16 protein-coding genes and 2 pseudogenes are annotated in these 13,800 nt (G+C 37.1%); 4 read left to right on the top strand and 14 right to left on the bottom strand.

Annotated features, from left to right (window positions below):
- Positions 1-27 precede the first annotated feature (27 nt).
- From MKX71_RS13195 to MKX71_RS13250, 12 genes and pseudogenes are all read right to left on the bottom strand, one after another.
- Positions 28-345: a hypothetical protein gene (locus MKX71_RS13195; protein WP_015251620.1), complete on the bottom strand. Its 318-nt coding sequence runs from the start codon at positions 343-345 to the stop codon at positions 28-30.
- Positions 303-1,625, bottom strand: a complete 1,323-nt coding sequence (gene brnQ, locus MKX71_RS13200) for a branched-chain amino acid transport system II carrier protein (RefSeq protein ID WP_019712542.1) — start codon at positions 1,623-1,625, stop codon at positions 303-305. Before brnQ ends, MKX71_RS13195 begins: the two co-directional genes overlap by 43 nt.
- 164 nt (positions 1,626-1,789) lie before the next feature.
- Positions 1,790-2,122 carry a branched-chain amino acid transporter AzlD gene (azlD, locus tag MKX71_RS13205; RefSeq protein WP_019712541.1) on the bottom strand — a complete coding sequence of 111 codons (333 nt, stop codon included), beginning with the start codon at positions 2,120-2,122 and terminating at the stop codon, positions 1,790-1,792.
- Positions 2,119-2,883, bottom strand: a complete 765-nt coding sequence (gene azlC / locus MKX71_RS13210) for an azaleucine resistance protein AzlC (protein WP_019712540.1) — start codon at positions 2,881-2,883, stop codon at positions 2,119-2,121. The genes azlD and azlC overlap by 4 nt, the downstream gene beginning before the upstream one ends.
- Positions 2,884-2,895: 12 nt before the next feature.
- Complete coding sequence (gene azlB, locus MKX71_RS13215; protein ID WP_015251617.1) at positions 2,896-3,369, bottom strand: azlBCD operon transcriptional regulator AzlB; 474 nt, start codon at positions 3,367-3,369, stop codon at positions 2,896-2,898.
- 331 nt (positions 3,370-3,700) lie between these two features.
- Positions 3,701-3,936, bottom strand: a pseudogene (locus MKX71_RS13220) (barstar family protein).
- 271 nt (positions 3,937-4,207) lie between these two features.
- Positions 4,208-5,440, bottom strand: a complete 1,233-nt coding sequence (locus MKX71_RS13225; RefSeq protein WP_339231198.1) for a cytochrome P450 — start codon at positions 5,438-5,440, stop codon at positions 4,208-4,210.
- Positions 5,441-5,491: 51 nt separating this feature from the next.
- Positions 5,492-5,677: a GNAT family N-acetyltransferase gene (locus MKX71_RS13230; protein WP_339232040.1), complete on the bottom strand. Its 186-nt coding sequence runs from the start codon at positions 5,675-5,677 to the stop codon at positions 5,492-5,494.
- Positions 5,678-5,833: 156 nt separating this feature from the next.
- A complete protein-coding gene (locus MKX71_RS13235; RefSeq protein ID WP_164972449.1) occupies positions 5,834-5,983 on the bottom strand; it encodes a hypothetical protein in 150 nt (49 codons plus the stop codon).
- Positions 5,984-6,081: 98 nt separating this feature from the next.
- Entirely contained in the window at positions 6,082-6,645 is a 564-nt protein-coding gene (locus MKX71_RS13240; RefSeq protein ID WP_339231200.1) for a cysteine hydrolase family protein, read from the bottom strand.
- A 228-nt stretch (positions 6,646-6,873) separates the two neighbouring features.
- Positions 6,874-7,245, bottom strand: a complete 372-nt coding sequence (locus MKX71_RS13245) for a DUF2568 domain-containing protein (protein ID WP_339231201.1) — start codon at positions 7,243-7,245, stop codon at positions 6,874-6,876.
- Positions 7,246-7,290: 45 nt separating this feature from the next.
- Positions 7,291-7,446: a hypothetical protein gene (locus MKX71_RS13250; protein WP_014477443.1), complete on the bottom strand. Its 156-nt coding sequence runs from the start codon at positions 7,444-7,446 to the stop codon at positions 7,291-7,293.
- Positions 7,447-7,711: 265 nt separating this feature from the next.
- Between MKX71_RS13250 and MKX71_RS13255 the strand changes: the two are divergent.
- A pseudogene (locus tag MKX71_RS13255) lies at positions 7,712-7,828 on the top strand (TetR-like C-terminal domain-containing protein); the annotation flags it as partial.
- A 231-nt stretch (positions 7,829-8,059) separates the two neighbouring features.
- On the opposite strand, the gene MKX71_RS13260 reads toward MKX71_RS13255, so the two are convergent.
- Both MKX71_RS13260 and aadK read right to left on the bottom strand, forming a co-directional pair.
- Positions 8,060-8,563, bottom strand: a complete 504-nt coding sequence (locus MKX71_RS13260) for a DinB family protein (RefSeq protein WP_015251612.1) — start codon at positions 8,561-8,563, stop codon at positions 8,060-8,062.
- 227 nt (positions 8,564-8,790) lie between these two features.
- Positions 8,791-9,645 (bottom strand): aminoglycoside 6-adenylyltransferase AadK, encoded by an 855-nt coding sequence (aadK, locus tag MKX71_RS13265; protein WP_144531228.1) that lies wholly within the window; start codon positions 9,643-9,645, stop codon positions 8,791-8,793.
- 393 nt (positions 9,646-10,038) lie between these two features.
- Between aadK and MKX71_RS13270 the strand changes: the two genes are divergently transcribed.
- From MKX71_RS13270 to MKX71_RS13280, 3 genes are all read left to right on the top strand, one after another.
- Positions 10,039-11,082, top strand: a complete 1,044-nt coding sequence (locus MKX71_RS13270; RefSeq protein ID WP_015251610.1) for a nitronate monooxygenase — start codon at positions 10,039-10,041, stop codon at positions 11,080-11,082.
- A gap of 336 nt (positions 11,083-11,418) precedes the next feature.
- Positions 11,419-12,216: a glutamate racemase gene (gene murI / locus MKX71_RS13275; protein WP_163130523.1), complete on the top strand. Its 798-nt coding sequence runs from the start codon at positions 11,419-11,421 to the stop codon at positions 12,214-12,216.
- A 458-nt stretch (positions 12,217-12,674) separates the two neighbouring features.
- Positions 12,675-13,382, top strand: a complete 708-nt coding sequence (locus tag MKX71_RS13280; protein WP_339232041.1) for a YrpD family protein — start codon at positions 12,675-12,677, stop codon at positions 13,380-13,382.
- The last annotated feature ends 418 nt before the right edge of the window (positions 13,383-13,800 follow it).

Genomic DNA, 13,800 nt, shown 5'->3' on the forward strand with positions numbered 1-13,800 from the left:
GTGATTTTGCACTCTGAATTGTGAAACCTAGTCGATATTAGAATGTAGATTTTCCTCATTCAAAGAATTTTGAACGAAGATCATTGCCCTAGACACTTGGTTGCGTCTTGAAGTTAAAGGCTGACTATTTCCTAAAGAGTCAATCGCTCTCACAACTATTAAATATTCACCTACAGATTTCGGGTGACAACGGAAAGATTGATATTTTCGGTTGGACAGGGGCAGAACATCCAATTGTAACAGTTGAAGTATCCACTGATGGAGGAGATCCTGCAGATCTGAGTGATATTGCTGTTGATTGATCAACTTGTTTTTGTTCGGAATATACTCAGTATATAGCCGCATATTCCCCCTGTAATAGCTGGAATGAGCCACCCCAGCCCTATGTTATACATAGGAAGAATCTGAGTGAAAATATGATTCACAACTTCAATTTTTATTCCCGCCTCCTTCAAACCGTCAAATAAGCTGATGATGAATGCGAATAATAAACTGCCTTGATACACTTCTGTCTTCCCTTTAAATACAGAATGCAAAAACGTTAAAAATATTAAGGAAATCGCGATAGGATACATCGTCAGTAAGACAGGCATTGACACCTTAATAAGCTGGGTTAATCCTATATTTGCGACAAGCGTACTAAACACTGATAAAACGACAGCAATTTTTTTATAAGAAATGTTCGGGAATAGTTCATGAAAAAATGAAGAACACGCAGTGATCAGTCCGACACTTGTCGTCAGACACGCCACTGTAATCATTAAGCCCAATAAGATTGAACCATAAGAACCAAAATAATAGGATGAAACCTTAGCCAAAACCTCTGCTCCATTTTCTAAAATCCCTAGTTCTTCAACGCTGGAAGCCCCCATATAGGAAAGAGCTGTATACATAACTGCTAAGAGTACAGCTGCAATCGCGGCTGCTTTTGCACAAACACCCATCAGCTGTTTTTTGGTAGAAGCTCCTTGTTCCTTCAATGCATTCACGATGATAATTCCAAAAACAAATGCTACAAGGGCATCCAGAGTAAGGTATCCTTCCTGAAATCCTTTAAAAAACGCTTGTGATGTGTACCCTTTTGATGGTGCTTGAATGGTTCCAATTGGGCGAATAAGAGCTACCACTACAAGCAATCCGATAAATGTCAGCTTAATTGGTGTCAAAAATTTCCCAACTATATCAATGATTTTTGAAGGATTAAGTGATAACACGCATGCCAATCCGAAAAATAATATTGTAAATATGATCAATGAGACAGGGCCTGCATCATTTGATAAAAAAGGTTTTACCCCAATTTCAAACGATACGTTTCCTGATCTTGGGATAGCGAAAAAAGGCCCGATTGCCAAATAGAGAATCGTCGTAAATACAATGCCAAACACCGGGTGAACACGGCTGGCTAACGACTGTAAGTTTTGTTTACCCGAAAAAACAAATGCTGTTATAGCCAGTAATGGCAATCCAACTCCGGTCACTAAGAAACCTGCATTAGCGATCCATACATTTTTCCCGGCCAATTGACCAAGCATAGGCGGAAAAATGAGATTTCCTGCTCCAAAAAACAATGCAAATAGCATTAATCCTATAATGATGATATAGGAAACCGACACTTTTTTTGACATTATACATCCTCCGATTAAAGTAGACACTTCTTGAATAGCCAGGAAACATTACAGGTGCTATTTGCACTGGCACAGTGTTGATTCCAAAATAAGCTTGTGTCAGTTTTATAGATTTTTATCAAGTTCAATAAAAGCATGATCATTTTGATCGTTTCCGATATCGGTTAAAAAACCAATTGCACCAAAACCATATAAACAACGGTTCCCCCCGCTATGGAAAGAAGCATATTTTTCTTCCACAAGTGAAGCAGTACAACTGCAGCTGCTCCAACTAATTCAGGAATGCCATGACTTCCAGAAAGCAGACTCACATCTTTTAAACAATAAATGACCAAAAGCCCGATTACCGCTGATGGCAGCATTTTACCAAGATACTGTACATATTTCGGTGTCGGTTTGCCAGACGGGAAAATCATGAATGGAAGGAACCGTGTCAGCATTGTTCCAAGCACGACCATTGCAATGGTGATCATTTGCTGCGTCATAGTCATCGTCATACGGAAACCTCAGCTTTCTCCAATGGTTTTCTCAGAACAGTCAGTACCCCTAAAATGGCGAGCATAGCAGGAATAATAAATTGGTTTCCGCCAAAAAGGATAAGACAGGCTACTGAAAGTCCAAGTCCTGTGAGAGCACTGTAATGCTTTTTCTCTTTCATCCATTGTTCTATGAATATCACAATAAACAGAGCAGTCATCACAAAATCAAGCCCTTCGGTATTAAACTTCACGTACGACCCAAAAATACCTCCTATCGCTGCCCCCGCGACCCAATATAAATGATTAAGCAGTGTCACAAAAAACATAAACCAGCCCTTGTCAACATTCGCCGGAACATTAGCGGTATAATTGATAGAAAATGATTCATCGCACATTCCGAAAATCAGATAAAGCTTTTTCTTTCCAGTCCCCCTGTACTTATCCAACATGGAAATTCCATAAAACAAATGCCTGGCATTGACCATTAACGTCAAAAAAAGAGCATTCATAGGGTTGAACGCACCAAGTAAAAAATTCGCTGCAACAAACTCCATTGAGCCCGCAAATATCATAAAACTCATGATGATTGGATAGATTGCGCTAAATCCCAAAGAATGCATAAAGATTCCATAAGCTATCCCCAAAAACAAAAACCCCGCAAAAATCGGAATGGTATATGGGAATGCAGAACGAAATGCAGCCCATATTTGACTTCTCTTATTCATATGAGTGTTTATAGCAGAAGAGCTTAAATGTAACGATTCTTTATTTTTATTCAAATCAACAACCTCCTACATTTCATCAATTGGCACACTGACAGTTCTTTTTTCTGTACTCATGACTATGCTTGTGTCAACTCCACTAATAGCAGGGTTCTGCATTAATGAATCAATGATAAAATTCCGATAACTCTCCATGTCCTTCGCCACAATCTTAAGCATATAGTCATGGCTTCCTGTAAGTGTGTAGCATTCTTGAACCTGTGGGAATTTGTTTATATCCTCTAAAAATGAATGAATTGTCTCCCTATTTAAAGGTGATAAGTTGATGAGAGCTAGTGCTGTGACTTCGATTCCAAGTTTTTTCTCATCAACAATAGTCGTAAACTTTTTAATTATACCTGCTTCTACTAGGTTCTTTGTTCTTGCAAGGCAAGCTGATGGTGAAAGCCCAATTTTCTTAGATAAATTTAGATTTGATATTGAAGCATCTTCCTGCAATTCTCTTAAGATGGCCTTATCAGTTTCGTCAAGCATAATACCCATTTCACAACCCCCAATACTCTTAACAGAATTATATTTCATCCAATTTAAATAATAACGAATTTTTATTCGGCGATCAAATATTATTTAAATTTAAATCCTTTTAAAATATTATTCACAGAATAAAATTATCCTCTCGATTAACTCATAATTAAATTAACTTACATAAGAAAGAAGTCATGGGAGAGTTATGTACTTGTGTGACTTGATACCAACATCATAAGAAACTTATCAGAAGCCAAAAAGTTATTGCGGTCTCACCGAAAATTGAATTTGCGGTGCCCATTGCCTTTTTCCGCGAACGAAAATTGTTAAAATTCGCAAAACAGAAAGTCTACTCTATTATTATTTTAAATTCGTCCTTTAGTTCCTCTTGAGCCTCTTGTAAAACTTCTAATACGTCGTCAGCGTATGAACCTAAAAATGTATGAACTCAAAATTTTTCAAGACTAAAGTGAGCGGCAAATCCACCCACCCTGTCAGGCAATCCCATAAAGATTTATCTTTTAAAACATCATGTAAAACTTCTATATTTTCAAAGTCTTTTCCATCTATCATTATTTTTCTCATTAGAAACTATGCCCTCCATTATTTTATCTTAACAAACGTTTACTATGTAACAGCTGTTTGTCCAAATGAGGCTGAAAACAAATAAAAAACACCGATAGGATGAAACTATTGGTGTTTGCAAGACATCTTCATGCCCGGTAGGCATAAATAATGCTAAACTTTGTTTTTAAAAAGCTATCATATCAAATTTTTATGTTACAGCTTTTACTATCGTTTAATCTAATTGAGGAGTAAAACAAGATATGTTTGAAAATCACATATCCCCAAAAAATTAAAAACTAATCGGCAGTTCTTCGAGTGCTCTCATCAGAAAATTCCCTTTCCATTTCATTTGTTTCTTTTCGCCTTTTAACTGTATATTTGGACAGCGGCGTAATAAGGTGGAAATGGCAATCTTTGCTTCTAAGCGGGCTAGCTGTGCACCAAGGCAAAAATGATTGCCATGGCCAAAAGCAATATGGCGGTTGTTCTTTCTTTCAATATCAAATATGTCGGCAGTTGGAAATATCTTTTCATCACGGTTTGCTGATGCTAAAGAAATGATGATCACATCTTTCCGTTTAATCTCCCGCCCATGCAGTATAAACGGTTCAGCCGTCCAGCGAATAGTCGTTAGCTCAACAGGGCTGTGAAACCGCAATGCTTCTTCTATGGCTGAATTCATCAAGTCCGGCTGCTGGCGGAGCTTTTCTAGTTGATCATGGTGACATATCAGAGCATATGTCATATTGGTGATTAAGTTTACGGTTGTTTCATGACCTGCAACGATGAGCAGCATAATCATCGAGTACAATTCTTCTGTACTTAATTGTGTGCCTTCACTTTCCGCTTGAATTAATGCACTGATTAAATCTCCTGAAGGTTCGCTCCTTTTTTTGCAAACTAAGGATTCCAGATATTTAACAAATTCTCCTAACAAATGATCATTCTCCTGAAGTCTTTCAGGGGCATCTGAAAAATCTATAATTGCTTGCGACCACACTCTGAATTTTTGACGATCTTCCAAGGGAATGCCAAGCATTTCACTTATCACGATAATCGGCAAAGGAAACGCATAATCGTCTACTAGGTTCATGAGTTTGTTGGGTTGTACTTTATCCAATAAAGAATCTGCTATATGTTGAATTTTGTCTTCTAATTGCAAAATCATCCGATGAGTAAATGCTTTCTGAACAAGAGTTCGCAAACGATTGTGGTCAGGGGGATCTGAATTAAGCATATGCTTGGTTAAAGACTCTTCATTTTTCAATAGAACAGGGCGCTTTTCTTTTGCAGTAAATACATTTTCATAGTTTTTCTTTAATTTTTCATTCTTTAATAAATGTATTGCATCATCATATCTCGATATGAGCCAGCCTTCCCCCAGAGTTCCTAAAGATAATGGGAAGAGAGGCTGTGATTTTCGCAATTCTTTATAAAAATCATACGCTTCTTCTTTAAATGCTCTCGAAGACAATTGGCTTTCCGTCAAAATGGTTACACTATTTTTTTCTTTTGAAGACATTCATTCAACCTCCATCTTTATTAAAGGTTATGATAATCTTTAAATATAAAATCAGTACGATTTGTAAAATGATCTATTGAGATCAGCATTCGTAATTAAGGTCAAGATGCCGCCCCCGCATTTTGAAATAAAAGATATGAGACAGTCATTAATCATTTTGCTGCCTAAACTCTTTCCCTGATAAAATGGCGAAACTCCTAATACTTCTATGCCGGCTCTTTTAAGGATTTGGAAAATTTTTTAGCCCCATTTTGATTAATGTTATCCCCCCTGCTGCTATATAATCGATCAAGTTAATGTCGGGTTTATCACGATGTTTTAATAGAGCGACAACAACCATTTCACCATTCTGAATGTCAACAAAAAAGAAATGCTTTTTAAAATATGCTCTTGTCAGTACTTTATGCATTTCAAAAATAAATGAATGATCTTTTTTTCGCGTTTTACGAGTAAATCCATAAAAGGATATTGATTGAAAGATTGATGGAATAGCTTTGCCACTTTGCTTACTTCCTCTGCTCTTGCTTGTCGATAAAGAAACATTGATGCACCTCCTCTGAGCAGTAAAGCAGGAAATCGAATTAAAGCGCCCTTCCTATTGGAAAGGCGCCTGCCGTTTTACTGTGCCAAAATGTTTTTCATCAGTGAGTTTTTATAAAATCATTTATTAATTGATCAGTTGTCAATATTGTAGCAAATTCATCATGCAATGAAGCTAGAGATATATTATGAATAGTCGCCGCATCATAATATGTATCATTTTGGTCTCTCATTCCGAAGGCTGCTGTTGCATCTGAAATCAGGTATGTATCAAACCCTAAATTACCACTCATTCTTGTGGTGGTTGATACACAGTGAGGCGTGGTTAAACCAGTTATGACTACAGTGGTTATTTCATTTAATTTTAAGAATTCTTCTAAATTCGTACCAATAAAGCTGCTATTTACTGTCTTGGTTATAATGACTTCTTCATCCATAGGCTTAACTATTTCCTTTATCGCAAACCCTTCATTCTTTGGATGGAATAAAGAATGAGGTTTATCAGAAGTGTGTTGTATGTATATGACTGTCCATCCTTTTTCTCTCCATAATTTTAGTATTTTACTAATGTTTTCTTCCGCCTTTACGTTATTCCGTTCCCCCCATTTTTTATCATCGAAGGCTTTTTGTACATCCACAATGATTAAAGCTTTCTTTTCTTCCACAAGATACCCTCCTACGTAGAATTTCTATTTATTACTACATTCTAAATACAAATTTTACTTTTGTACAATTGTTTAATGATGAATTTCAAATGAGCGCCTTCTTTATTGGAAAATGCGTTCTATACTGCAACTGTGCCCAAGCCGTTAACCTTCAAATCTAATCTGAGAATCACTGGCTCTACAGAGAATAATAAAAAACACTCTAATAACGAGTGCTGAAATGAAAAACTATTGATTTAGAAGCCATTTGATACGCTCAGCTGAAAAGATGTAGTGGAGTATTATTAGACATAAAAAGACAATACCAACTGGTTTTAAATGACTAAAATAAAGCGCTGCAACAGCCATTGCAAAGATCAATAATTCAATAACTAACCTTGTTACCCCGTTTACAGCTATTACAGTTTGTCCGCTTCGACTAGGATCATGAGGTACTGCAAATACAGACCAGACAATCATAACTGCAATAGGTAAAACCAAAGTTAAAACATATTTAAAATAACCATTAAAGCTTATCCAAGCATACACCCCTAAGGAGATTAGTGCAGCCATTTCAAGGGTGAATCTTAAAAGTAAATTAGTCTGATTCAGTTTTTTCAACTCCTCTATAAAAAACACCCCCGTAGGAGATGCTCTTTCTCTGCTTTATTTCAGCGTATAAAAACTTTTCTGTTCTTCCTCTTTAGATTCTATTGTAGTTTTCGGCGAGATTACCTCTACTTTTGAAGAGATGATACCGACTGCTGCTGTTACCAATGCTCCGATTAATAGAACGATGATAAGTATAATGAAATATGACAACTTTTCCCCTCCTATCCAGTTAATTATCCAAATAATCAGGAAGTTGTCTACAATTTGCAGAATTTGTCGAACGAAGTAAAGATTATACCTGGGAGGCTTTACTCATTGTATGAATTACAGTAAATAAATTGCCTTCCCTTTTGAGAAGACGTTCCAACTCAGCTAGACTCTTCCAATAGGCTTCCTTTTGGCGCAGCTGCTTTTATTCAAAAATTGAGCAACACCTGAATGTTTCATTGGAATTTCTGAACCATCGATCGCTGCTGAATTTGTTGCAAATGCATAAGTAGGAGTAGTCGAATGGTGGTTGAAAAATGAAATGCCTTCCCCACCTCGAGTGATGGCAGAAAAAGCGGGGGTTTTGTTAGAGAGGAATCTATAGACATGTGTATCTAGAAGATTTGACAGCATTAAAAATTATACTTACATTGTTGGGAACAGGCCAACCATAAAGCGGAAGAACGTTGTCATTTGAAGTGGTTTGGAATAAAAATGATTCGAATATGTTCTTATCATTGGTAAACGAACAAAAAAAGAACATGTTTTGAAAAAAGATAGATCAAAACATCTTCTTATATGTTGTCATAGCGTAACTTTTTTATAAAAAGGTTGATTACATTTTCGGGGCTTCCAAACCAAATTTTGCCCATTCTTCTTTTGCTGGACCATAAATACCTGGAACAGTTAACCCTGCTTGTCTCATAAGAACAGTCATTTGTCCCCGATGGTGATTTTGATGTTGAATTAAAAACATCAAAAGTGAACCGTTAGGCAATTGTTGTCCGATAAAGTTGATACGTTCTTGAAGTGTATGGTCAGTCCATTGGGTTTTTAATGCCTGTACAAATGCATTACTGGCTTGATGATAGCTGTCAGCTATAAACTGAGCCGAAGTTGGAACAGGATAATCTTCAGCTGGGGCATGGAACGTTAAATCTGTGTTTGAGGTAATGATGCGAATGGCAGCAACAGTATGCCAAGCAATACGGCCTAGAGTCCAATTTTGTGAAGTTATTTCTTGTTTAAGTGATTCATCAGTTAGACTATTTAATAGTTTCTGTGTAGCATCTGCTTCGAACTCCCAAGATTTCAAAAAATGGTCTAAGGTTTGGAACACAAAAATCCTCCTTTACATTCTTTTGTTTTTTTAATGTGCCTATAGGTTAATTATAATGCTTCGTTTCGTTAAAAAGAACAAAAATTTCGGACAAGAATAATCATAGTAAAATGCGCGTAGACATTCTTAAACGTAACGATTTACGCATCTTTTTACAAACATCTGACTACTTGGTCTCCATTGTCAGCGAGAATCAAATATCATATGAAGACAATCCTATATTCTTATCACTTTACTGAGCAATAAATACCTTCCGTATACTTAGTGATACCTTCATCGTAATCAGGATACTTATATGCAAGACCTTCTGATACAGCTTTTGAATACTTTCTAAATAATGCATAGCAAATAAATAAAGACTTCCACATTTCCTGATACCCATTCACAGAATATGTAGACATGAGTTCCTCCCATTCTTTATTTGAAAGGTACCGTTTCATAAATTTATAGTTCTTCCCCATACTAAATGAATACCCTTTTTGAGATGCGATATGCCAGGCCATCATTCTCAATAAATTAGGACGTACAATTTCATTTAAATGGTCAATGGCAAAAAGGATTTCATTTCTTGCTAATCCTTTTACTACGTAAGTCGAAACCATCCAGAACTCATTACAGCAATCATCAAATTCCCTTGCAGTCGGCTTTTTCATCCAGTATTGGCGATCATTTGGGGTCACTTTATAGTTGATGAACGAATCCTTATCAAGCAATACCTTAACCAAACCATCGTTATTAGCAAAATAGTCTTCTGCTTCACGAATTGGAATAAGGGTTAGATCTAATTTGTTGCCATCCTCAAAAAGAATAATGTATGAAAACCAATTACCTAATTCGGGAGGAAAAAGCTCCATATCTTCTGGTTTTTGCATCATAATGCGCTTCCCAAAGATTTCGAGCCACTGATCATTTTCTTTAAAAGAATCTACATCAGTTACAAAATACGAGATGTCATAATCTTGGAAGTTGTCAGGAGGGATATTTCTGTTTGTACGCGACCCTTCCAAAGTGACCAATCGGATTCTCTCATCGTTCAAAGCAAAGTCCAAAAAAATGTCCATCATTTCCTGCTCACTTCGCATCGCATGTTCCTCCGTTTCAGCCTTAATATCTAACTGTAAAACCGAATATTGATCTGTACGTCTTATAGATTTTTTTACTCTTGAATGTGATGTATTCTTCTAAGCTTTATTTTACATGAAGTCCTTCTATATATCATTCAAAATTAAGATGCAAGACATCTCAAAATCAGATATCAACTATGAAGGACTACATGAATATTCAGTTTTTTGTAGAGCCGCCATGGGACGACACTCTTTGACACACTTTAATCTCCCCTGCATTATCGACATGTTAACTGGTATGAGAGATTGACAAAAAGAAGGAAAACGATATATTTAAGCGAATACGAGTTTTTGAGTAAATTTTAAAATGGCACTTTTTTCAAAAATCATGTCTTAACGGGGGGATTCGGTATGAATGAATTTATGAAGAAGTTTTCCTTAACAAAACCGATTATTCAAGCTCCAATGGCTGGCGGTATTACAAAGCCCCGACTTGCATCTGCAGTTTCGAATCAAGGTGCTCTTGGCAGCTTAGCATCGGGGTATCTTACGCCAGACCTCCTAGAACAACAAATAAAAGAAATGTTTGAGCTGACAGACGCTCCTTTTCAAATTAATGTGTTTGTTCCGCTAGGTCTAGAGATGCCACCAGAAGATCAGATTAAAAAGTGGAAAGAAAACATACCGTTAGCTAATCAAGTAAATCAATTCACATCTGTACAAGAAGAGTGGGATGACTTCTATCAAAAAATTGATCTAATTTTAAAATACAAGGTTAAGGCTTGCTCATTCACTTTTGATCTGCCGCCTGAAGACGCAGTAAAGGAGCTAAAAACCGCTGGATGCTGTTTAATAGGAACCGCTTCAACAGTAGAAGAAGCATTGTTAATGGAAGAACGGGGAATGGATATAGTAGTCCTTCAAGGAAGTGAAGCCGGTGGACATCGCGGAGCATTCTTACCTTCCAAAGGTGAATCTGCCGTAGGTTTAATGGCTCTGATTCCACAAGCAGCAGATGCACTGAGCGTACCTGTCATAGCTGCTGGGGGAATGATAGACCACAGAGGAGTAAAAGCAGCTTTAACCCTTGGAGCCCAAGGAGTTCAAATCGGTTCTGCCTTTTTAATTTGTCACGAGAGTAACGCACATCCAGTGCATAAACAGAAAATACTAGAAGCAAACGAAGCAGATACAAAGCTTACGACATTATTTTCAGGTAAAGAGGCCAGAGGAATCGTAAATAAATGGATGGAAGAAAAAGAACAGTTTGAGACACAAACCCTTCCGTACCCTTATCAAAATACACTAACGAAGGCAATGAGACAGAAGGCTTCACTTCAAAATAACCATGATCAGATGTCTTTATGGGCAGGTCAAGGGATACGGTCATTGACTGAGGAAATTTCGGTTAAGCAGCTTTTAAATCAGCTTTGCCAAGAGGATATAAAAATATAGGCGCACCTCATTGATAGAGCAAAAAGCAAACTTCGACAGGCAGTTTGCTTTTTTTTTCGTAATTTCATCCCCTGACTCTGGAAATCTCAATACTCCTACATTTTCAAAGCTAATTGAATCGGGTTACCAATCATCCCATTGATACGATGCGATCTTAATGATTTCAACAACCACAATACATCACCAACATTTCGATCTTATCTCCCCTTCTCAAGTTTTCGAAAAATCGATAACTCACATATTAAATTCGAATAGTAAAATGGTTCTTTTTCGTTTGATTCAGATGATATAAAGTCATATGATAAAAAAAGAATGAGACAGAAAGCGTGAGAATTGATGAAAATAGGATTTTTTGATTCAGGAATTGGTGGCATGACTGTATTGTATGAGGCCATAAAAGTTCTTCCTTATGAAGATTACATTTTTTATGCAGATACGTTAAACGTTCCATACGGTGAAAAATCAAAGGGTAAAGTTAAAGAATATATTTTCAATGCAGCTGAATTTCTGGCCAGTCAAAATATCAAAGCTCTGGTTATTGCGTGTAATACAGCTACTAGCATTGCGATAGAGGATCTTCGGAGAAACTTCGACTTTCCGATAATCGGAATCGAACCCGCTGTAAAGCCTGCTATAAATAAATGTACAGAGGAAAGAAAAAGGGTTCTGGTAGTTGCTACTAATTTGACGCTTAAAGAAGAGAAATTTCATAATCTAGTTAAAGAAATTGATCACCATGACCTTGTTGATTGCTTAGCTCTTCCAGGACTAGTTGAATTTGCTGAGAACTTTGATTTTAGTGAAGACAAAATCATTAAATATCTAAAGAACGAACTATCTTCTTTTGATTTGAAACAATACGGAACGATTGTGTTAGGATGCACTCATTTTCCGTTTTTCAAAAACAGTTTTGAAAAACTGTTTGGGATAAAAGTTGATATGATTTCAGGCAGTGTCGGTACTGCAAAACAGTTGAAAAAAGTTCTTGCAGATCGTAACCAGCTTGGTAAAGGATCGGGCTCAATCACCTTTTTCAATTCAGGCCAGAAAATTGTGGACCAAGAAATCATATCAAAGTACAAAAAATTGTTTGAAATATTAGATGAAAATCAAAGGAGTCGTGTTGGACGTTGAATGTAAGGGGCTCTGGTTATAAACAATTTTTCAGTAAATTTACAAAAGGAAGAAGTAATAATTCGGGTTTGTTATCCAATGTAAATGAAAAAGACAGTCTCCTGAAGGGAAACATGAACTAAGAAGCGGGCTTAAAAAGCCCACTTTTTTTCTAACAAACAATTGAGTTATACACACATATCTGATTACAGTGTTTTCGCTCTTTCCCCTCTTATTTCTACCCCATCTCTATAGCTTTTCTATTTCAATAAAACACAAGTCTCGATTGAAAAGTTATCGTAACATTTACACTTCACAGGACATTTTTCGAGATTAGAAATCGACCGTTTGCCAGATACACAAAGTCATAATGTGTAAATTCTGTGTCTATTTGCATGTTTATTATGGAATTATTTTCATAATGTTTTATAATACAAGATGATAGCGTTTTCTAATTATAATGATAGGGGGAAATAATGATGATGAAAAAAGGACTGCTCGCGGGTGCGCTTACGGCAACTGTGCTTTTTGGCACATGTGCAGTAGATGTGCCGGGTATTATTAGTCCAAAAACCGCAGAAGCTGCATCACAGCTAACTGATGGAATCGGCGGAAGGGCTTACTTGAACAGCACTGGTGCCATTTTTGTTACGAAAATCCAGCTTCCTAGCTCCATTCAGGTTTCAAATGGGACAGCCTATATCTACTCTGGCTTTAGCGGAGGCACAGAATCCGATATCGGGTTTCAGTACAGTGATAAATATAACGTATGGAAACCATATATGAAAGTCGGTTCAAAAGGACAGGATCAGGTTCAGTACCTCGAAGGAGGAAGCCAATTCACGAATACGAAAGGCTTCCGTCCCGGCAGCACCGTACAACTTACCATCTACAAAAACCTTAACGGCAATACACGCGCTACATACTGGGGCACGAACAATGCGGGATACAACGGCCGTCTCATTTCAGAAATCAGCAAAACAAATGTCGGCTCCATCTCCAAATGGAAAGCGCTCGCTACAGTTGCTACAACAGGGTCACGCCAATATATCAAATCAAACTTTTCTACATCTTTTACAAACATCACCATCGACAACAAAGCAATAACACCTGTAATTGATACACAAGACTTCGCTAAAGTAACAGTCTCAGGCAACAGTGTCAGTTTATCCGTTGTGAAAGATTAAAACATGTTAAACATACAATGCGTTATGCTATTGAGAAGTTCTCGATAGTCTTAAAGGGGGCTTAACATGCCCCTTTTTTCATTTCAATTTAACTTTCAGTTAGCTTCGGTGCATGCCGTCTATCCCCGTCTTTTATCTGGGTGAAGTAAGGAGCAGCTCGCCCCTTCTGAGCCTGTTCCATTTGCTCAACGCAAAAGGTGTGCATCACTGTCTTAAAAATGTTAAAACAAATAGCAGATGGTGCACTTTATTTTTAGATGAGGCATGCTTACGCTCGATATGCAAGTCAAATGATTAAGGGTCTGCAAGAGAGAGAAGTTTTGGGTGTACTTTCATAAAAGAGGGATGGCTTCATATAGCTCGATTGCATCAGGAAGATTAGCCAACGATTGGCCGAGAACAACACATCACTTTGAAA

The organism is Bacillus sp. FSL M8-0071, assembly GCF_037975455.1.
Classification (GTDB): Bacteria; Bacillota; Bacilli; order Bacillales; family Bacillaceae; genus Bacillus; species Bacillus subtilis.

Excerpts from the sequence above, each read along its gene's own strand:
- MKX71_RS13195 (WP_015251620.1), bottom strand. The coding sequence starts at position 345 with ATGCGGCTATATACTGAGTATATTCCGAACAAAAACAAGTTGATCAAT.
- brnQ (WP_019712542.1), bottom strand. The coding sequence starts at position 1,625 with ATGTCAAAAAAAGTGTCGGTTTCCTATATCATCATTATAGGATTAATG.
- azlD (WP_019712541.1), bottom strand. The coding sequence starts at position 2,122 with ATGACGATGACTATGACGCAGCAAATGATCACCATTGCAATGGTCGTG.
- azlB (WP_015251617.1), bottom strand. The coding sequence starts at position 3,369 with ATGGGTATTATGCTTGACGAAACTGATAAGGCCATCTTAAGAGAATTG.
- MKX71_RS13225 (WP_339231198.1), bottom strand. The coding sequence starts at position 5,440 with ATGTCTTCAAAAGAAAAAAATAGTGTAACCATTTTGACGGAAAGCCAA.
- MKX71_RS13235 (WP_164972449.1), bottom strand. The coding sequence starts at position 5,983 with ATGTTTCTTTATCGACAAGCAAGAGCAGAGGAAGTAAGCAAAGTGGCA.
- aadK (WP_144531228.1), bottom strand. The coding sequence starts at position 9,645 with ATGCGAAGTGAGCAGGAAATGATGGACATTTTTTTGGACTTTGCTTTG.
- MKX71_RS13270 (WP_015251610.1), top strand. The coding sequence starts at position 10,039 with ATGAATGAATTTATGAAGAAGTTTTCCTTAACAAAACCGATTATTCAA.
- murI (WP_163130523.1), top strand. The coding sequence starts at position 11,419 with ATGAAAATAGGATTTTTTGATTCAGGAATTGGTGGCATGACTGTATTG.
- MKX71_RS13280 (WP_339232041.1), top strand. The coding sequence starts at position 12,675 with ATGATGAAAAAAGGACTGCTCGCGGGTGCGCTTACGGCAACTGTGCTT.